At 66.2% G+C, this 19,155-nt stretch carries 18 protein-coding genes; 6 read left to right on the plus strand and 12 right to left on the minus strand.

The genetic code is table 11. The features are described from left to right. Nucleotides 1–221: 221 nt before the first annotated feature. Genes SIN08_RS18735 through SIN08_RS18745 form a run of 3 tightly spaced genes read right to left on the minus strand, consistent with a single transcriptional unit; the run spans nt 222 to nt 5,936 of the window. On the minus strand, nt 222–3,545 hold the full coding sequence (locus tag SIN08_RS18735; RefSeq protein ID WP_322453118.1) for an error-prone DNA polymerase: 3,324 nt from the start codon (nt 3,543–3,545) through the stop codon (nt 222–224). Further along, complete coding sequence (locus SIN08_RS18740) at nt 3,542–5,020, minus strand: DUF6504 family protein (RefSeq protein ID WP_322453119.1); 1,479 nt, start codon at nt 5,018–5,020, stop codon at nt 3,542–3,544. The genes SIN08_RS18735 and SIN08_RS18740 overlap by 4 nt, the downstream gene beginning before the upstream one ends. Next, nucleotides 4,944–5,936, minus strand: coding sequence for a hypothetical protein (locus SIN08_RS18745; protein ID WP_322453120.1), 993 nt, complete (start codon nt 5,934–5,936; stop codon nt 4,944–4,946). Before SIN08_RS18745 ends, SIN08_RS18740 begins: the two co-directional genes overlap by 77 nt. A gap of 168 nt (nt 5,937–6,104) precedes the next feature. Here SIN08_RS18745 and SIN08_RS18750 point away from each other — a divergent pair, with 168 nt between their 5' ends. Next, nucleotides 6,105–6,548 (plus strand): metallopeptidase family protein, encoded by a 444-nt coding sequence (locus tag SIN08_RS18750; protein ID WP_322453121.1) that lies wholly within the window; start codon nt 6,105–6,107, stop codon nt 6,546–6,548. An 84-nt stretch (nt 6,549–6,632) separates the two neighbouring features. Here the strand turns inward: SIN08_RS18750 and SIN08_RS18755 are convergent, their stop codons facing one another. Both SIN08_RS18755 and SIN08_RS18760 read right to left on the minus strand, forming a co-directional pair. Further along, complete coding sequence (locus tag SIN08_RS18755) at nt 6,633–6,839, minus strand: DUF1737 domain-containing protein (RefSeq protein ID WP_322453122.1); 207 nt, start codon at nt 6,837–6,839, stop codon at nt 6,633–6,635. Then, entirely contained in the window at nt 6,836–7,726 is an 891-nt protein-coding gene (locus SIN08_RS18760; protein ID WP_322453123.1) for a CoA ester lyase, read from the minus strand. The genes SIN08_RS18755 and SIN08_RS18760 overlap by 4 nt, the downstream gene beginning before the upstream one ends. 110 nt (nt 7,727–7,836) lie before the next feature. Here SIN08_RS18760 and leuD point away from each other — a divergent pair, with 110 nt between their 5' ends. The 3 genes from leuD (at nt 7,837) to leuB (ending at nt 10,116) form a co-directional block, all read left to right on the plus strand. Continuing rightward, nucleotides 7,837–8,442: a 3-isopropylmalate dehydratase small subunit gene (leuD, locus tag SIN08_RS18765; RefSeq protein ID WP_322453124.1), complete on the plus strand. Its 606-nt coding sequence runs from the start codon at nt 7,837–7,839 to the stop codon at nt 8,440–8,442. A 2-nt stretch (nt 8,443–8,444) separates the two neighbouring features. Then, a complete protein-coding gene (locus SIN08_RS18770) occupies nt 8,445–8,837 on the plus strand; it encodes a RidA family protein (RefSeq protein WP_322453125.1) in 393 nt (130 codons plus the stop codon). Nucleotides 8,838–9,003: 166 nt separating this feature from the next. Next, nucleotides 9,004–10,116, plus strand: a complete 1,113-nt coding sequence (gene leuB, locus SIN08_RS18775) for a 3-isopropylmalate dehydrogenase (RefSeq protein ID WP_322453126.1) — start codon at nt 9,004–9,006, stop codon at nt 10,114–10,116. Nucleotides 10,117–10,122: 6 nt separating this feature from the next. Here leuB and SIN08_RS18780 read toward each other — a convergent pair whose 3' ends face one another. From SIN08_RS18780 to SIN08_RS18790, 3 genes are all read right to left on the minus strand, one after another. Then, nucleotides 10,123–10,266, minus strand: a complete 144-nt coding sequence (locus tag SIN08_RS18780; RefSeq protein ID WP_322453127.1) for a peptide ABC transporter permease — start codon at nt 10,264–10,266, stop codon at nt 10,123–10,125. 61 nt (nt 10,267–10,327) lie between these two features. Continuing rightward, a complete protein-coding gene (locus tag SIN08_RS18785; RefSeq protein ID WP_322453128.1) occupies nt 10,328–10,804 on the minus strand; it encodes a DUF2214 domain-containing protein in 477 nt (158 codons plus the stop codon). Nucleotides 10,805–10,817: 13 nt separating this feature from the next. Then, complete coding sequence (locus SIN08_RS18790; RefSeq protein ID WP_322453129.1) at nt 10,818–11,207, minus strand: DUF6152 family protein; 390 nt, start codon at nt 11,205–11,207, stop codon at nt 10,818–10,820. Nucleotides 11,208–11,592: 385 nt separating this feature from the next. Between SIN08_RS18790 and SIN08_RS18795 the strand changes: the two genes are divergently transcribed. Both SIN08_RS18795 and pncA read left to right on the plus strand, forming a co-directional pair. Continuing rightward, nucleotides 11,593–12,627: an aspartate-semialdehyde dehydrogenase gene (locus SIN08_RS18795; protein WP_322453130.1), complete on the plus strand. Its 1,035-nt coding sequence runs from the start codon at nt 11,593–11,595 to the stop codon at nt 12,625–12,627. Between the two features lie 40 nt (nt 12,628–12,667). Beyond that, complete coding sequence (gene pncA / locus SIN08_RS18800) at nt 12,668–13,267, plus strand: bifunctional nicotinamidase/pyrazinamidase (RefSeq protein WP_322453131.1); 600 nt, start codon at nt 12,668–12,670, stop codon at nt 13,265–13,267. Nucleotides 13,268–13,301: 34 nt separating this feature from the next. Here the strand turns inward: pncA and purH are convergent, their stop codons facing one another. The 4 genes from purH to htpX form a co-directional block, all read right to left on the minus strand. After that, the gene (gene purH, locus SIN08_RS18805; RefSeq protein WP_322453132.1) at nt 13,302–14,909 is read right to left on the minus strand and encodes a bifunctional phosphoribosylaminoimidazolecarboxamide formyltransferase/IMP cyclohydrolase; all 1,608 of its coding nucleotides are present in this window, start codon (nt 14,907–14,909) and stop codon (nt 13,302–13,304) included. Nucleotides 14,910–14,979: 70 nt separating this feature from the next. Next, the gene (locus SIN08_RS18810; RefSeq protein WP_322453133.1) at nt 14,980–16,686 is read right to left on the minus strand and encodes a heparinase II/III family protein; all 1,707 of its coding nucleotides are present in this window, start codon (nt 16,684–16,686) and stop codon (nt 14,980–14,982) included. A gap of 77 nt (nt 16,687–16,763) precedes the next feature. Beyond that, nucleotides 16,764–18,152, minus strand: coding sequence for an RsmB/NOP family class I SAM-dependent RNA methyltransferase (locus SIN08_RS18815; protein ID WP_416208104.1), 1,389 nt, complete (start codon nt 18,150–18,152; stop codon nt 16,764–16,766). Further along, a complete protein-coding gene (gene htpX, locus SIN08_RS18820) occupies nt 18,143–19,096 on the minus strand; it encodes a zinc metalloprotease HtpX (protein ID WP_322453135.1) in 954 nt (317 codons plus the stop codon). The genes SIN08_RS18815 and htpX overlap by 10 nt, the downstream gene beginning before the upstream one ends. Nucleotides 19,097–19,155 lie beyond the last annotated feature (59 nt).

The raw sequence follows: 19,155 nt of genomic DNA on the forward strand, positions 1-19,155 counted from the left end.
GGATCTTCCCCTGACAGGTCTCGCCAACCGTATTTTCCGGCCCTTGAACCTGACACCGGCATTATAGTGCAGCCATGGGTGACGCCTGCGTCCATCCGGACGCAGAGAAGGGCGTTTTAGGTTTTGAACCCGTGCATCGTGTTTTCCGGAAAACGATTCCGGTTTGCGAACCGATGCACTGGCGTATCGGTCCGATCACCGGCATGAGCCGATCCTTGCGGTCAATGAAAGTTCCGCCCCTTGGGCATGGCGGAGGCGGCATGCGGCTTGTCGAGGGATTCGGACCGCGGCCGCGCCGGCGCATCCTTTCGTGCGCCGGCGACATGCGCTCCGGCTGTGCCGTTCCGAGAAAACGGCTCCTGCCGCTCCAGAAGACCGAGCCTATGGCTTAAATCCTCGATCCGCTCGGCCACCACATGAATGACGTCACCGGCCGACTGCAGGCGGCCGGTGATGCGCACGAACCGGGCGCCCAGCACCTGCGGCCGGAAGCGCTCGAACACCTTGTGCCAGACGACCGCGTTGGCAATGCCGGTCTCGTCTTCGAGCGTCATGAAGATGACGCCCTTGGAGGTGCCGGGGCGTTGGCGGATAAGCACAAGACCGGCGACGGAGAGGCGGCACCCGTTGCCCATCGACGGCAGGCGCCCATTGGGAATCACGCCTTCCGCATCGAGGCGGGTGCGCAGGAAGGAGACGGGGTGCGCCTTGAGCGACAGGCCGAGCGCACGGTAATCATGCACCACATGTGTGCCCAGTGGCATGGCGGGCAACCGCATCTCCGGCTCGTGCTCGGCAAGGCGGAGATCGGGCCGGTCGAGAAGCGGTAGCCGTGCGGTGGCGCCGATGCCGTCCAGCGCCTGCACCGCCCAAAGCGCCGAGCGCCGGTCGAGGCCGAGGGACCGGAAGGCATCCGCCTCCGCGAGGCGGGCGATCGCACCCTTGCCGAGGCCTGAACGCAGCCACAGATCGCGCACCGAATCATAGCCGGCGTCGCGGCTTTGCACGAGCCGCTCCATATCGTCTTTGGAAAGCCCCTTCACCTGTCGAAAGCCGAGGCGCACGGCATGGCGCGTTCCGATGACGCGGCGCATGTTCGCATGCCGCTCGGCCACGCGGGCGGGATCGAAGGGCGCCTCCTCCAGCGTGCAGTCCCATTCGGAGAGATTGATGTCCACCGGCCGCACCTCGACGCCGTGCTCGCCCGTATCGCGCACGAGTTGTGCCGGCGCGTAAAATCCCATGGGCTGGGAATTCAGGATCGCCGCGCAGAAGACGTCCGGATAGAAGGTCTTGAACCAGGCCGATGCATAGACGAGCAAAGCGAAGGAGGCGGCATGGCTTTCGGGAAAGCCGTATTCGCCGAAGCCCTCGATCTGCTTGAAACAGCGCTCGGCGAAATCGCGCGGATAGCCGCGCGAGACCATGCCCTCGATCATCTTCCGCTCATACTGCTGGATCGTTCCCATGCGCCTGAACGTTGCCATGGCACGCCGCAGTTGGTCGGCTTCCCACGGTTCGAAGCCGCCGGCGACAATGGCGATTTTCATCGCCTGCTCCTGAAACAGTGGAACGCCAAGAGTTTTCTTCAGGATCGCTTCGAGTTCCGGCCGCACATATTCGGGGTCTTCCGTCCCCTCCCGCCGTCTGAGATAGGGATGCACCATGTCGCCCTGGATGGGGCCGGGCCGGACGATTGCCACCTCGATGACGAGATCGTAGAATGTTCGTGGCTTAAGGCGCGGCAGCATCGACATCTGCGCGCGCGATTCGACCTGGAACACGCCGATCGTGTCGGCGCGGCTGATCATGTCGTAGACAGGTTTTCTTTCCTTCGGGATCGTGGCGAGCGTCAGCCTTTTGCCATAGTGCTTCTCCTGCAGGTCGAAGGCGCGGCGCAGGCAGGACAGCATGCCGAGCGCCAGCACGTCGACCTTGAGAAGGCCGACATTGTCCAGGTCGTCCTTGTCCCACTCCACCATCTTGCGTTCGTCCATCGCCGTTTTGACGATGGGGACGATCTCGTCGAGCCTGTCCTTGGTGATGACGAAGCCGCCCACATGCTGGGAGAGATGGCGGGGGAAGCCCATGATGTCATTGGCGAGCGCGACCAGGTGCCTCGTGCGGGGGTCGGCCTTGTCGAGCCCTGCGGCACGGGTCTCCGTCTCGCCCAGCCTGGCGTTCGACCAACCCCAGATGGAGCCCGAAAGCGCGCTCATCATATCCTCGGAAAGGCCGAGCGCCTTGGCCACCTCGCGCAACGCGGAACGGCCGCGATAGGAGACGACCGAGGCGGCGAGCGCGGTGTGCTTTTCGCTGTATTTCTCGTAGATATAGGCGATGACCTCGTCGCGCCGCTCATGCTCGAAATCGACATCGATGTCCGGCGGCTCGTCGCGTTCCACGGAGATGAAGCGCTCCAGGAGGTGGTCCATGATGTCGGGGCCGACATCCGTGATTTTAAGGCAGAAGCAGATGATGGAATTGGCGGCCGAGCCGCGCCCCTGGCACAGGATGCCTTTCGAGTGGGCGAACTTCATGATGTCGTGGACGGTGAGAAAGTAGCGGGCGTAGGTTTTCTCCCGCACCAGGGCGAGTTCCGTGCGGATGAGGTTTTCGACCTTTTCGGGAACGCCTTGCGGGAAGCGTTCCTTCGCGCCTTCCCAGGCGAGCCGTTCCAGTTCCTCCTGTGCGGGAAGCCCAGATTCCGTTGGCTCGTCGGGATAGTTGTGCTGGAGTTCCGAAAGCGAGAAGGTGAGACTTTCTGCAAAACGGATCGTCTCGGTCAGCGCCTCGGGATAATGGCGGAAGAGCCGCGCCATCTCTTCCGGCGGCTTCATGTGCCGCTCGGCATTGGCTTCAAGGGCGAAACCCGCCTCGGCAACCGGTGTGTTCAGCCGGATCGCGGTGAGCACATCCTGCAGGGAACGGCGCTCGGCCGCGTGGTACAGCACGTCGTTGACGGCCATCAGCGGCAGGCCCGCGGCGCCGGCAAGGGACGCGGCCTGCTCCAGCCGGAAGCGGTCGTCGCCTTTGTAGGCGGGCGCGGCGGCAAGGCGCAGATGGCGCCCGAACCGATCTTTCAAGGAGCGCAGAAGGGAAAGGGTCTTCTCCGGATCCGCCCGAAGATCCGGCAGGATGGCAAGGGACATGCGCTCGCCCCATTGCAGAAAATCCCCGGCGCGCAGGTCGGGATCGCCCTTCTCCCCGCGCTGGTTGGCGACGGTCAGCATGCGGCAGAGATGCGCCCAGCCGCGGCGATCCTGGGGGTAGGCGAGAATATCCGGCGTGCCGTCGGAAAAGACGAGCCGGCAACCGGGATGGAAAGGAAGCAGCGCCGGCTCGGCCCCTTCCGTCAGCTTGATGTGCTTGGACTGGGTCCAGGCGCGCACCACGCCTGCCACCGTGTTGCGGTCGGCAAGGCCGAGGGCCGAATGGCCGTAGAGCTTTGCGGCCACGACCAGTTCCTCCGGCCGCGAGCCGCCGCGCAGGAAGGAGAAATTCGACTGCACGGCGAATTCGGCATAGGAAGGGGCTGCCGTCATGCGAAGATCCCGTGCATGAACCAGCGCGGCATTCCTTCCCCGGCGCCGTAAAGACCCTGGCGATAGAGCCAGTAACGGCGGCCCTCGGCATCCTCGACACGAAAATAGTCGCGCGTGGAGGCATCCTCCGGCGTTCGCCACCATTCCGGGGCGATCCGCTCGGGCCCCTCGACGCGGGCGACGTGATACATGGCGCGCCGCCAGCGGAAGTGGAGCGGCGGACCTTCCGGCACCTCGGCGGCGATGACCTCGACCGGCTCGGGATTCGCAAAAAGGCGGATCGGCCGCTCCGGGCCGGGAGGGACTTGCGCGGACGGCGCCTCCTCCTTTTCCCGAAGGAGCGCCTTTTCGCTAGCCGTAAAGGGGACCATGCGGACGGCGCGCTCGGGAATATGGCTTTCGACCGGTACGGGCCGCATCAGCCCATTTCCGCCGAGGCGGGCCTGCACGCGGTCGGCGAAAAAGGCAAGGCCCTCTTCCTCGCTGGCGCCTTCACCGGCGAGATCGGCCTGCACAAGGGCGAAAGGAGAGGCTTCAAGCACCGAAAGCCGCACCAGTTCGAAGCCGTAACCGGTGTCGATCTCGTCTTCGACGGCGGCAAGCCTCTCGCGGAACAGCCTGCGGATCACGGCCGGCTCGCGCACCGGCAACGACGTGCGGACCACATATCGGTGCACCGCGCCGTCGACCCTGAACAGGGAAAGCTGCAACGCATCGGCCCCCTCCCCCCGGCGCTCGAGATCCTGCTTGAGCGTGACGGCAAGCGTATGGGCGAGGACCTCGATACCATCGGTCGAAACCATCGGTTCGGCCAGTTGCCGCTCCGCCGAGAGCGGCGGCACGGGCAGGCGCGGGGAGATCGCTTCCTCGGCACGCCCCAGCGCCTGGTCGAGCCGCGTCAGAAGCCCAGCCCCGAAACGCCGCGCCAGCGGCGCGCGAGGCGCATCCAGGATGGCGCCCGCCGTATAGAGGCCGACGCTTTCCAGCCCGGCCCGGATGTCCGTGTCGATGCGCAGGGCGGAAAGGGGGAGCGGCGCAATGGCGTCCGCCTCCCTACCGGAGGGTATGACCGAGGGGCTTGAAAAACGCGCCGCCGCCCAGGCCGCCCCGGGACAGGAAGCGAGCCCGGCGCGCGCGTCGAAACCCTGGCGGAGAAGGCGCGACAGCACGTCCTGCATCATCTTCTCCTCGCCGCCGAAGAGATGGGCGCAGCCGGTGATGTCGAGGAACAGGCCGTCGGCGCCGTCGAGGGCGACAAGTGGGGTATAGCGGTCGCACCAGTCGGCGAGTCCCGTAAGCAGGTGGCGGTCGGCTTCCGGATCGGCCTCGACGACCTCAAGGGAAGGATGCATGGCACGGGCATCGGCCACGCCGAGGCCGGGCCTCAGCCCCAGCGCCTCAGCCCGCTCGTCGAGGGCCAGGATGCGCTGGGCGTTCTTCTCGCGATGGCTGATCGCCAGGGGCGGGTGCCGCATCGGCACGCCGCAGCGCCACGACCGTCCCGCCCGCTGCCGGAAGATGCGGTCGGTGGGCAGGTGCGGGAACCAGAGCGCGAGAATACGCTGGCCGGATTTCGTAAAAAGCGAGGACATCGGGGTTCCACTCCAGAACGAATTCTCCCGGCAAGGAGGTGGGGCTCTTGCCGATGGCGACGGTGAAGGCGGGATGGCCGATCGAATCTTCAAGCGCGCCCGACAGGGTCGAGCGCGGCACGGCCGGTGCGGACGAGACGTGGAAACGGACGGGTGCCGCCGTCGGCTCGGCGAAGGACGCCGCACGGACCAGGAAAACGGGCCTGCCCCTCTCCTGCGCCCGCCGGTTGAGGCGCCGGGTGGCCGTGAGGTCGAGACGGGCGGGGTTACCGCGGATTTCCAGAACGACTGCGGCAAAATCGTCCAGGCGGGAGGCCTCCTCGGCGATCCACAACGCATCGGCAAGCTTCCCGGCGGCGCAGAACAGAAGGTCATGCGCCGGCAGGCCGAAGACCCTTTTCAGGCCGGGCGCGTAGGGAAAACCGGCTTCGCGGACGAGATCCGCCGTGCCGATCCAGCACACGGCCCTTCTTTTTTCCGGGCGCCGCCCCTCCTTGCGCAGCAAGGAAGAAAGGGCAAGGGCGAAGCCGGCTGCCGCGCCGGCGTCGCGGGCGGCGGGAGCGTGGATCTCGGTCAGCGCCCCCCGCGGCACGCCGCCGGCAAGCGCATTGTCGAGCCCGGCCGCACCGGTTTCGAGAAAAGCGCCGGCTGCCGCCCCGCGCATGGCCGAAACACCGCGGCGAAGCACCGGGTCCTCCTCGCCCGGAGCGGCAAGCCGCTCGGGCAGGACGCCCTCGATTCTGGCAATTTCCCGGCGCAGGGCATAAATCGTCTTCTGCGCCGTGGCATTGCGCGCCATGGCGTTCGCTCCAGTTCGAATGTTCTTGTTATGTTCCTATCGATTCCAGAGCCAGCGCCCGGAGTCAAGAAGGATTTTATTCCTTCTGCATCTGTCTTCGCCTCTCGAGTGACACGCACACTCGAATCCTGCGCGTGAAAACGCTATATGCGCGGCAAAGGACACGAAATGGCACGCATCTATCAGACCCGCGCCTGGCACGACCAGCTTTCACCATCGCTCGCGGAATTCGAGCTCCTGGCGATGGAGACCTACGCGAACCTGCCGGACGATTTCCGCAAACTCACGGGCGACATCATCATCCAGGTCGTCGAGTTCCCGAGCGAGGAAATCATGGACGACCTGGCGCTGGAGACGCCGTTCGACCTGCTCGGCCTGTTCGAGGGACGCGGCATTGCCGAGCGCTGGAACCCGGCCACCGGCGAGGGCCCCAACCGCATCACCCTCTACCGCCGGGCGATCCTCGACTACTGGGCCGAGAACGAGGAGACCCTGGGCGACATCGTCGCCCATGTGTTGATCCACGAGATCGGCCACCATTTCGGCCTGTCCGACGACGACATGGCGCGCATCGAGGAAGCGGCGGACGAGTGGCCGCATCCGGGCATGTAAATTCTCACGGCAGCGGCGGTCCCGCATTCAGCGCAATCCCGGAAAACGCAGGTTTGTCCGGAACGACGCGCATGCTGCGAGTGTTCAATAGTCCCCGAGCCTGACCTCCGGCGTGTAGTCCACCCCTTCCACTTCCTTGTAGACCGCCTGGCCGCAGCGCATCGTCTTCGTTTCGAGGTCGAAGGCGTAGGTCGGGTTGCCGTGCAGCAGCCAGCCCTTGTTCAAGGCCGCCGTGACCTTGTGGCAGAAGCCGGAATCGTCCGGGCCTGTCAGGAAGCGGTAGAGCCTCATGTCTCTTTCTCCTTAATTTGCCGCGCCTTGGCGAGCACGCCTTCGGCCATCTCCAGATGCAGACGCTCGATCATGCGGCCGTCGAGGGAGATAACCCCGCGGAAGCGGTTCTCCGGCTTCGCGAATTCGGCCACGATCGCTTCAGCTTCCGCCACCTCCTCCCTCGTCGGCGCGAAAGCCGCATTGGCGGGCGCGATCTGTGCGGGATGGATCAGCGTCTTGCCGTCGAAACCCATGGCGCGGGCTTCCGCGCATTCGCGGCCGAAGGCATCCGGGTCACGGAAATTGTTGGAGACGCCGTCGAGCACGGTGACGTTGCCGGCGCGTGCGGCGAGCACCATCTGCATGAGCCAGGGCAGGAGATAGCCGCGCCCGCCGGCAACCGAGATGTTCGTCTCCTTGACGAGATCGTTGGTTCCGGCAACGAGACAGGTCAGGCGCGCGGCGGGATCCCTTCCCAGTTCGGCGATCGCCCCGGCGTTGAGAATACCCCGCGGCGTCTCGATCATCGCCCAAAGGCGCAAGGATGTCGGCGCGTCCGTTTCGTCCAGGCTGTCGTCGGCGTCGAGGATGTCGCGCGGACCCTCGACCTTGGGAAGCAGGATGGCATCGGGTTTCAGCGCGCGTGCGGCCAGAAAGTCCTCCGTGCCCCATTCGCCGGCAAGCGAATTGATGCGGATGACGATCTCGCATTGCGGCCGTGCGGAGCCGGCGAGGAAGGCACGCAGGCGCTCGCGCGCCTGCTCCTTTTCCTCCGGCGCGACCGCGTCCTCCAGGTCGAAGATGACGGCATCGCAGGCGAGCGAGGATGTCTTCTTCAGCGCCCGTTCGTTGCTGGCGGGCACATAGAGGACGGAGCGGCGCAGACTGCGGAGAGGTTCGTGCATTGCGTGCTTCATGGCCCAAGGGGTCAAAGGACGCAAGGGCTTTGCTTGGCGCACGCGCTTGTGTAAAGGGTATGGCACCAATCTGGTTACAGACAGGCACGATTAGCCCCATGGAAAAGTTCACCACGCTCACCGGCGTCGCCGCGCCCCTGCCCATCGTCAATGTCGATACCGACATGATCATCCCCAAGGATTATCTCAAGACGATCAAGCGCACGGGCCTCGGCACGGGACTTTTCGCCGAGATGCGCTACAACGAGGACGGTTCGGAAAATCCCGATTTCGTGCTCAACAAACCGGCCTACCGCAACGCCAGGATCCTGGTCGCCGGCGGCAATTTCGGCTGCGGGTCGAGCCGCGAGCACGCCCCCTGGGCGCTTGCCGATTTCGGCATCCGCTGCGTCATCTCGACGAGCTTCGCCGATATCTTCCACAACAACTGCTTCAAGAACGGCATCCTGCCCATCACCGTTGGCGCGGAAGAGCTGGAAAAGCTGATGGACGATGCCGAGCGCGGCGCCAACGCCACGCTTACGGTGGACCTGGAAGCCCAGGAGATCCGCGGGCCGGACGGCGGCGTGATCAAGTTCGAGATCGACGCCTTCAAGCGCCACTGCCTGCTCAACGGCCTCGACGACATCGCCCTGACGCTCGAAAAGGCGCCGACGATCGAGAGCTTCGAGCAGAAATACACCGAGAGCCGGCCCTGGGCGTAAGCATGCGCCGCCTGATCTCGACCGGCTCGCCCTTCGAGAAGACCGCCGGCTACAGCCGGGCGGTCGTGGATGGCGAGTGGTGCTTCGTCTCCGGCACGACAGGCTACGACTATGCCACCATGGCGATGCCGGAGAGCGTGGAAGAGCAGACGCGCAACTGCCTTGCCACGATTTGTGCCGCGCTCATCGAAGCGGGCTTCGAAATGGCCGATGTGGTGCGCGCGCATTATTATGTGACAGACCGCGCCTATGTGGACCGGGTCTTTCCGATCCTCGGCGAGACCTTCGGTGAAATCCGGCCGGCAGCGACCATGATCGTCTGTGATCTCAACAAGCCGGAAATGAAGGTTGAGATCGAGGTGACTGCACTGAAGCGGGATCGTGCCGGGCCTTGAGGGGCCACGGCCGCTTTCTACGGGATGCATGGTTCCCTCGGGCCCGCGCCGGAGCGCCGGTCATGCACGAAACAGCCGCAAGACCCCGCCACCGCACCCGTCTGTCTTGCGCTGGCGCCCCGCGCCGTTTAGCAAGGGCACGGTTTCAATTCCCGGAGGCACATATATGGCAACGCGCAAGCTCCTTCTTCTTCCCGGCGACGGCATCGGACCGGAGGCGATGGCCGAGGTGTCGAAGCTCATCGCGGTGATGAACGCGGACTTCAGCGCCGGCTTCGAGACGGAAGCGGGGCTTGTGGGCGGTGCCGCCTATGACGCGCACGGCCAGGCGATCTCCGACGCCGACATGGAGCGTGCGCTCGCCGCGGACGCGATCCTCTTCGGCGCGGTCGGCGGGCCTAAATGGGACGACGTGCCCTACGACGTGCGGCCAGAGGCGGGACTGCTGCGCTTGCGCAAGGAGATGGAGCTTTTCGCCAATCTGCGGCCCGCCATCTGCTATCCGGCGCTGGCCGACTCCTCCTCCCTCAAGAAGGAGCTGGTCGAAGGCCTCGACATCCTCATCGTGCGCGAGCTGACGGGCGGCGTCTATTTCGGCGAGCCGAAGGAGATCGTCGACCTCGGCAACGGCCAGAAGCGCGGTATCGACACGCAGATCTACGACACTTTCGAAATCGAGCGCATCTCCGGGGTGGCGTTCGAGCTGGCGCGCACGCGGGCCAACAAGGTCTGCTCGATGGAAAAGCACAATGTGATGAAGTCCGGCGTGCTGTGGAAGGAGGTCGTGGCGGCCACCCACAAGGCGAAGTATGCCGATGTCGAGCTCACTCACATGCTGGCCGATGCCGGCGGCATGCAGCTCGTGCGCAATCCCAAGCAGTTCGACGTGATCGTCACCGACAACCTGTTCGGCGACATGCTCTCGGACGTGGCGGCGATGCTGACGGGCTCGCTCGGCATGCTGCCTTCGGCCTCGCTCGGCGCGCCGGACCCGAAGTCCGGGGCCCGCAAGGCGCTCTACGAGCCGGTGCACGGCTCCGCCCCGGACATTGCCGGCAAGGGCATCGCCAACCCGATCGCCATGATCGCCTCCTTCGCCATGTGCCTGCGTTACTCGTTCAACATGGTCAGCGAGGCGGACCGGCTGGAGAAGGCCATCGCAGCCGTTCTGGACGAGGGTTGCCGGACCGGCGACATCATGTCGGAGGGCATGCGCGAGGTCAGCACCAGCGCCATGGGCGATGCGATCGTGGAGAAGTTCCGCGCGCTTTCGGCCTGATCGTCCTCAGGCCAGCGCCCAGATGATCGCCAGCACGACGATGCCCGCCAGGCCGCCGATGAAGATCGCCCGGCGCAGAGGTGTTTTAAGCACGATGTAGCCCTGGCTGGCCTCGCGCCCCGAAAAGGTTCTTTTCTGCTCTTTGGCCATGAACGCCTCCTTGGCCGATCAATTCGTGCGGCGAGCGGAATGTTCCCGCCAATCGGACAAGTCAGAGGAAAGCGATCCAGCGTCCGGCGATAAGCGCGGCGAGCCAGAGCATCAGTGAAAGCACGGCGCCGAACCGCAGGCTTGGGCTTACGACGCCGCTTGCCGCTGCCGCGCGCCAGCCGGGGCTCAATCGAATCACCGCCGCGTTCGCCGCGCCGAGCGCGACAAGCGAAACCTTCGTGAGAAACGCCGGGTTGCCGGCATATTCCAGCGGCTGAACCGAAAAGAGCAGGAAGCCGGTAAGGATCGCGAGCACAAGGCCGGCGGCGGCCAGGCGGGTCATCAGCTTCAGAAAAGGGGCGGCGGGGATGCCTGAAAACAGCCCCAGCATGCGCAGATCGGCCGGCAGGATCGCGCCGATAAGCAATGCCAGCGAGAAGATGTGGGTCGCGTTGAGAAGCGGGTAGGCATAGAAGGAACGGCGGAAGAAGGTTGCGACCTGCCACTCCTGCAGCGCCTGCAGCCACTCCATCAGCATCTACCGCCCGGCCTCAGATATTCGGCACGCGGCGGGGATAGACGTCATAGGTCGCGCCGTTCACGAGGACCCGCGCCGCCTTCATGCTCCGCTCTCCCGGATCGCGCGAACGAAAGCCGATGCAGGTAACCGTATCGCCGATGCTCGCGGCCTCCTCGTCGAAGCCGGCACGAACCGTTCGCGCAAGCGGCGCCAGATCGACGTGCCAGGTACCACCCTCGGCGCGAACCTCCAGCGTGACGTGCGGGTTGCCGATATAGATCTCCTCGATCTCCCCGGTAAGCTCGAAAGGCTCGTCCTCGGTCCAGGCCCAGCCGTGATGGGCAAGGGCCGGCAAGGCCGCAAACACCACGGCGAGAAGTACGAGACAAGGCAGCAGTCCGGATACCGTCTTCCGTCGCATGGCCGATGCTCCTCGATGAAACGCTGCGGAGTGAAAACTACGGCCCCGCTGCTTCAGGTCAAATCACGTTCCGGGGAGCGGGGTTACCCGGATACCCGATTGACTTCACGTCCATTCGGCTTAAAACCCCATCCACGGAAACGGAGTTTCGACGGCACATGCGCGCTCATCCTCCTGCGCAGACCATTGCCAGCCTGCTTCACGCTGCCGGGTACGGCGGCGCCAGTTTCCGTCATACGACGACGACGGCCAAAACGACCGGCAAAACGGTCTGACCTTCCTTGGCCCGCTCGCACTCTCCCCGAGACAGGCCGGGGAGGGCGAGAAGCCCGCGCGGCCGGCGGGCCTCAACCAAAGCCAAGCGGAGAGGGACAGGAGTTTATCCATGGGTTTCAAGATCGCTGTCGCCGGCGCCACCGGGAATGTCGGCCGGGAAATGCTCAACATCCTGGAGGAGCGCGGCTTCCCCGCCGACGAGGTGGTGCCGCTCGCCTCGCGCCGCTCCGTCGGCACGGAGGTTTCCTACGGGGACAAGACGCTGAAGGTGAAGGCGCTCGACAATCACGACTTTTCCGACACGGACATCTGCCTGATGTCGGCGGGCGGCTCGGTCGCCAAGGAGCATGCGCCGCGCATCGGCCGCCAGGGCTGTGTGGTCATCGACAATTCGTCGGCCTGGCGTTACGACCAGGACGTGCCGCTCATCGTGCCGGAAGTGAACCCGGACGCAATCGAGGGCTTTTCGAAAAAGAACATCATCGCCAACCCGAACTGCTCCACGGCCCAACTCGTGGTGGCGCTGAAGCCGCTGCACGAGAAGGCCAGGATCACGCGCGTGGTCGTCTCCACCTATCAGTCGGTGTCGGGCTCCGGCAAGGAAGGCATGGACGAGCTTTTCGAGCAGACGCGCGCCGTCTTCGTCGCCGACCCGATCACCAACAAGAAATTCACCAAGCGCATCGCCTTCAACTGCATTCCGCATATCGACGTCTTCATGGAGGACGGCTTCACCAAGGAAGAGTGGAAGATGGTGGCCGAGACCAAGAAGATGCTCGACCCCAAGATCAAGCTGACGGCGACCTGCGTGCGCGTGCCGGTCTTCATCGGCCATTCCGAGGCGGTCAATCTCGAGTTCGCCGAGCCGATCACCGCGGAGGAGGCGCGCGAGATCCTGCGCGAGGCGCCTGGCTGCCTCGTCGTCGACAAGCACGAGGACGGCGGCTACGTCACGCCCTATGAGAGCGCCGGCGAGGACGCCACCTATATCAGCCGCATCCGCGAGGACTCGACGGTGGACAACGGGCTTGCCCTGTGGGTCGTCTCGGACAATCTGCGCAAGGGTGCGGCCCTCAATACGGTGCAGATCGCCGAGCTTCTCCTCGCCCGCGGCCTGATCACGCCGAAGAAAGAGGCCGCCTGAGGCAAGGGACCGGACAAACGGAATGGCCGGAGAGGATGCCATGGCCAGCGAAGCACTTGTCGTCGTCGACGTTCAGAACGATTTCTGCCCCGGCGGCGCGCTCGCCGTCGAACGGGGCGACGAGGTCGTGCCACTCGTCAACCGGCTGATCGAGCGCTTCGAGCACGTGGTGCTGACCCAGGACTGGCATCCCGCCGGCCATTCCAGCTTCGCCTCCACACACCCAGGCAAGGCGCCGTGCGAGACGGTCGACATGCCCTATGGCGAGCAGACGCTCTGGCCGGACCATTGCGTGCAGGCAACGCACGGTGCCGCTTTCCACGAGGGGCTGGAATGGACCAAGGCGGAGCTCGTCATCCGCAAGGGGTTCCGCAAAGCGATCGACAGCTACTCCGCCTTCTTCGAGAACGACCACGAGACGCCGACCGGCCTCACCGGCTATCTGCGCGAGCGTGGTATCGGCAAGCTGACCTTCGCCGGCCTCGCCACCGACTACTGCGTCGCCTTCTCCGCCCTCGACGCGCGGCGCCAGGGCTTCGAGGCGACGGTGATGCTGGAAGCCTGCCGCGGCATCGACCTCGGCGGCTCCCTCGCGGCCATGACCCAGCGCATGCGCGAAGCGGGGGTGGTGCTGGCCTGAGGGCGGGGCGCTCTATCTTCGTTCGGCCCACCCCTCAGTGCCGGAAATGGCGCATCCCGGTGAAAACCATGGCGATGCCGCGCTCGTCGGCCGCCGCGATCACCTCCTCGTCGCGCATGGAGCCGCCCGGCTGGATGACCGCCGTGGCCCCCGCCTCGACGGCCGAAAGCAGCCCGTCTGCGAAGGGGAAGAAGGCGTCCGAAGCAACCACCGAGCCTTTCGTCAAAGGCTCGCCGCCATTCGCCGCATCCTCGGCCTTGCGCGCGGCGATGCGGGCCGAATCCACGCGGCTCATCTGCCCCGCGCCGATGCCCACCGTGGCGCCGTCCCGGGCATAGACGATCGCGTTCGACTTCACGTGCTTGGCGATGCGGAAGGCGAATTTCAGATCGGCAAGCTCCTGTTCACTCGGCGCGCGCTTCGTCATCACCTTCAGGTCGAGATCGTCGACCACGCCATTGTCCCGCGTCTGCACGAGCAGGCCGCCCGCCACCGTCCTGGCGGACAGCCCCGGCTGGCGCGGATCGGCGATGCCGCCGGTCAAAAGCAGGCGGAGATTTTTCTTCGCCGCGATCAGCGCCTGTGCCTCCTCGCTGGCGTCGGGCGCGATGATCACTTCGGTGAAGATCTTCGCGATCTCTTCGGCAGCCTCGGCATCGAGCGCGCGGTTGAGCGCCACGATGCCGCCGAAGGCGGAGACGGGGTCGCAGGCGAGCGCCTTGCGATAGGCCTCCGCCGGGGAGGCGCCTTCAGCCACGCCGCAGGGATTGGCGTGCTTGATGATGGCGACGGCGGCGCTTCTGTCGGGATCGAACTCCGAGACCAGTTCGAAGGCGGCGTCGGTATCGTTGATGTTGTTGTAGGAAAGCTGCTTGCCCTGCACCTGGCGGGCGGTGGCCACGCCGGGCCGCCTGTCGCCGGTCACGTAGAAGCCGGCCCCCTGGTGTGGGTTCTCGCCATAGCGCATGACCTGCTGCAGCCGGCCGCCCAGCGCACGCCACTCCGGATCCGAAACGGATAGCGTCTCCGCGAACCACTGCGAGATGGCGGCGTCATAGGCGGCGGTGCGGGCATAGGCCTTGGCCGCCAGTTCCTGGCGCAGGCGATAGGGCAGCGCACCGCCGTTCTCCTCCAGAGCCGCCAGCACCTTCGTGTAATCCGCCGGATCGGTAACGACGGCGACATAGGCATGGTTCTTCGCCGCCGCGCGCAGCATGGCGGGGCCGCCGATGTCTATATTCTCCACCGTCGCGGCGTAATCCCCACCGCCGAAGCGCACCTCTTCGAAGGGGTAGAGATTGATGACGACGAGGTCGATCGGCTGGATGGCGTGTTGCTCCATGGCCGCGCGGTGCTCGTCATCGTCACGGATGCCGAGCAGCCCGCCGTGCACGGCCGGATGCAGCGTCTTCACCCGCCCGTCCATGATCTCCGGAAAACCGGTCAGGTCGGAGACGTCCCGCACCGGCAGCCCTTCCTTTGCGAGTGCCGCGGCCGTTCCCCCGGTCGAGATCAGCGCGACACCCTTGCCGTCAAGCGCCCGGGCGAAATCGGCAATGCCCGTCTTGTCGGACACGGAAATCAGCGCCCGGCGCACGGATACCAGGTCGGGCGCGGGGATGTTCTTTGCGGAAACGGTCATCGGCAGGCTCTCTCCATCGCAGGCACGGCTGGACTACCATAGAGCGCCGTCAAATCAAGCGGGCACCGCGCTAAGGTCGCGCGGCGCTGCCGTGGGTGCGCGTCAGCCGCCAGCTGACCTCCGCCAGCTCCTCCGCGGCGAAATAAAGCACGATCTGCCGGCTGCGGCAGGGCCCGGCGACGGCGGCGAAGAAGATGGTCTCCTCCACTGCCGGCTCGACGGCGCCGCAGGAAAACACCCAGGTGTCCGTCCCCTCCCCGGCGAGAATGAGCAGACCGTCGTCGTCCCGGTAGAGCTCGACATCGGGATGGATGTGGAAACGCACCGCGACATTGCACTTGGCCTGGCTCCCGCCCGTCCCGCGAAAGCGGTCCGTGCCCGCAAGAAGCGCACCCTCCTGCGAAAGCACGAGCTCGCGCTCGTGCACGATGCCGAAGCGGGCCGCATAGCCGTCGTGGCCGGCGACGAAGCCTTGCATGCCCGCTTCGTCGAGGCGGCGGCACGCGACGTTGCGCGGCCCGCCCACCAGCGGCGTGCCCACCCAGTCGTCCCAGCCGGCGGGCAGGGCGAAGCGGGCCTGCGAGGTGTCGTTGAGCGTCGCGGTCGAATGCGCGGCGGTCGCCCGTGCCAGCGGCCGGAAGGCTTCGTCCCCGTAATTGTCGATGCCGCAGTTGACGATGAACTGATGCCGCCCCGACGACAGCTCGAAAGAAAGACAGCCCGCATGCGCGAAGTTGGACAGTTCCGGCGGCGGCGGCGCGGCGGTGTCGGCGATCACCGTCGTGGTGCCCATGGCCAGCCGTTCATAGCCCGAATGGGGCGCGTGCGAGAGCGGCGCCCCGCCGGTATCGTCATGCCGCAGAATGGCGGCCACGCGGTCGTGGATGGTCACTCCCATGCCGTTGAACCGCGCGATGCTGCCGTCCCGGTGGCGGAAGAAGCGCAGCGCAGGCAACATCCGCTCCACGGCGCCGACCAGCGCCTCCGGCGGCGGTTCGGACTGGTTGGCATAGGTCTGGCGTAAAGGCAGAAGGTCGGCCAGAAGCTCCATGACGGCGCGCGGATTGCGCGAGACGTGGCCGCCGTCCGGCAGGATCTGGCGGTCGAGTTCCTCGGTGAGGTTGCGCGTCGCGTTGCGAAGCGCGGAAACGGACGTGGGCAGCGACAAGGCGGCGAAGGCGAGCGCCACCCGCGCCCTGAGCTTCTCCTCGCCGTCCTGCATTTCCGGCGCCATCGAGCGCAGATAGCGTATCTGAACGGCGATCATCTTCAGGTATTGCCGATAGAAGGCGAGGTCGGCCCCCTGCAGCACGACGCTGGAGTGCTGGAGCCAGGCGATCACACGCCGGGCGGTAACGGCCGGGTGCCAGGCGAGCCCCGTGATCCGCTTTCCGTGCAACGCCATCCAGTCCGTAACCAGCGCCCGGGCATTGGCAGCGGAAAGGTCGGACTGTGCGGCGTTCAGATGGCGCAGCCAGCGAAAGCCGTGCAACGCTTCCCGCCAGGCCCGGTTGTGCACCTCGATATGAAAGGGCGACTGTCCTCCCGCCTCGACCAGATGACCGGCAAGAAGGAAACGCCCGTGATAGATCTGCCGCGCGATCTCGGGATCGGCCAGCCGCAGGTCCGGCGGCGCGATCAGCAGCCGCTCCGGCGTGCGGCCGGTGTAGCGCCAGCGATAGACCGGGCCGGCGCGCAAGCGCCGGCGCACGCGCCGCCAGCCCTGTCGTAAGGCCAGATTCCACAAGAGCGGACGGTAGCCGCCGGCAAACCTCAATGACGCACCTTTTCCAATGGCCTCCACCCGCCGAAGATTCTAGGCGATTCAACGGCTTGTGCGAAGGACAAATCGCGCTAGCGCACACGCCGAAGTCGGGCGGCGTAAAATCCATCGACGCCGCCCAGGCGGGCGGGCTCCTCCGGTGCGGCCGGCGTGGTGCGCAACCACCCCTCCGGCGCTATGAAATGCGCCGCGCCTGGAAGCTCTTCCGGACGGATAGGCTCCAAAACGACATCGTCGCGCTGCGCAAGGAGACGCGTCACCAGTTCTTCGCCTTCTTCCGGGTCGAGCGAACAGTTCGCAAAGACCACCGCGCCGCCGGGGCGCACGAAGGAGAGCGCCCGTTCGAGAAACCGCGCCTGCAGATCGGCCAGCTTGGTGATATCCTCGGGCGTTTTCGTCCATGGCACGTCGGGATGGCGCCGGACCGTTCCCGTGGAGGAGCAGGGCGCATCGAGCAGCACCGCGTCGAAAGGGCGGTCCGGCTGCCAGGACAGGATGTCGGCTTCGATCGTTTCGGCCTCCAGGCGCAGGCGCTCGAGGTTGGACCGCAGCCGCCGCAGGCGACTTGCCGACTGATCGACCGCCGTTACGCGCGCGCCGGCAGCCACAAGCTGCGCCGTCTTGCCGCCGGGCGCGGCACAGAGATCCGCGACGTTGATCCCACGGACATCTCCGAGAAGCCGTACCGGCAGGCCCGCCGCCGCATCCTGCACCCACCACGCTCCTTCGCCATAGCCCGGCAGCTCGAAAACGGGTGCGGAAAGCCGGTCCACCCGCACCGAGCCCGTCGGCAGCATGCGCCCGCCAAGCCGCTCGGCCCAAGCCCCCGGATCGGCCTTGACCGTGAAATCCGTTGGCGGTTCCACGCGATGCGCCTTTAGAATGGCGTCGGACTGGCCCGCGCCATAGGCCCGCCGCAGCCGCTCCACGAACCAGTCCGGCGCATCGAGGACTTCATCCAGGGCGCGCGGAAGGGCTTCCGCCTTGCCGCGCGCGATGTTGCGCAAGATGCCGTTGACGAGGCCGGAAAACCGCGCCGCGCGCGGATCGGCTTTGGCTTGCGCCACGGCGAGATCGACGGCGGCACTGTCGGGAATGTCGAGGAAGAGGATCTGCGCCGCGCCCACATGCAGGATGTGCGACAGAGAATGGGCGTTCGACGGCAGCGGCCGCTCGAGCCGCGCGGCGATTAGCCTCTCGATGACGCAGCGATGGCGCAGGGCACTGGCGAGGATCGCCCTGACCAGCGACCGATCGCGTGGATCGAGGGCGAGAAAGTGCGGATGGCCGTGCTCACCGTCGGTCAGCGCGTCGAGCGGTGTGCGCGCATCGATGACGGCACCCAACAGCCGCGCCGCCGTCCGCCGCGCGTCGAGCCCGGGCTTGGCCGGGTGCTGTCGGGCCTTTGCCGGTCGTCCGTGACGCGAAGCCTGCCGTGCCGGCGCCGGCCTCACGACCAGGGACCCCGGCGCCCGCTCTCGCGCGGACCCCACGGACCGGCCGCGGTCCCACCCCAGGGTCCGCCGCCGGTATCGGCGCGCGGCGCCTGACCGGGGCCGAGGCCGGACTCGCGGGCCATCGCCTGGAGCGCCGCGATACGGTTTTCCGTATTCGGATGGGTGGAGAACAGGCCATCCATCCGCTGCCCCGACAGGGGATTGATGATGAACATGTGCGCGGTGGCCGGATTGCGCTCGGCGTCCTCGTTGACGACCTGGTGCGCGCCGCGGGCGATCTTGTTGAGCGCCGAGGCGAGCCACAGGGGCTGGCCGCAGATTTCCGCGCCGCGTCGGTCGGCGGAATATTCGCGCGTACGACTGATGGCCATCTGCACCATCATGGCCGCCAGCGGCGCCACGATCATGGCGATCAGGATGCCAACGAAGCCGAGCGGATTGTTGTTGCGTCCGCCGCCGAAGAACAGCGCGAAATTGGCAAGCATGGAGATCGCGCCGGCGAGCGTCGCGGTGATGGTCATGGTCAGCGTGTCGCGGTTCTGCACGTGCGCGAGTTCGTGGGCCATGACGCCGGCCACCTCCTCCGGCGACAGCCGTTGCAGAAGGCCGGTGGTGGCGGCGACCGCCGCGTTCTGCGGGTTGCGCCCGGTGGCAAAGGCATTCGGCTGCGGATTGTCGATGATGTAGACGCGCGGCATGGGCAGGCCGGCATTGGCGGCAAGCCCGCGCACGATGCGGTAGAATTCCGGCGCGCTGCGCTCGTCCACCTCGCGCGCGTGGTGCATCTTCAGCACCATCTTGTCAGCGTTCCAATAGCTGAACAGGTTCATGCCCGCGGCGATGACCAGGGCGATGATCATGCCACCGGTGCCGCCGATCAGGTAGCCGACGCCCATGAAGAGCGCCGTCATGAACGCCAGAAGCATTGCCGTTCGAATCATGTTCATGCGCTTGGGCTCCATCCGCATGCACCCGCCGCTCGAACCGTCCCGCGCGCTTAGACAGC

The sequence above is a fragment of the Chelativorans sp. M5D2P16 genome (assembly GCF_034427935.1).
Lineage (GTDB): Bacteria > Pseudomonadota > Alphaproteobacteria > Rhizobiales > Rhizobiaceae > Chelativorans.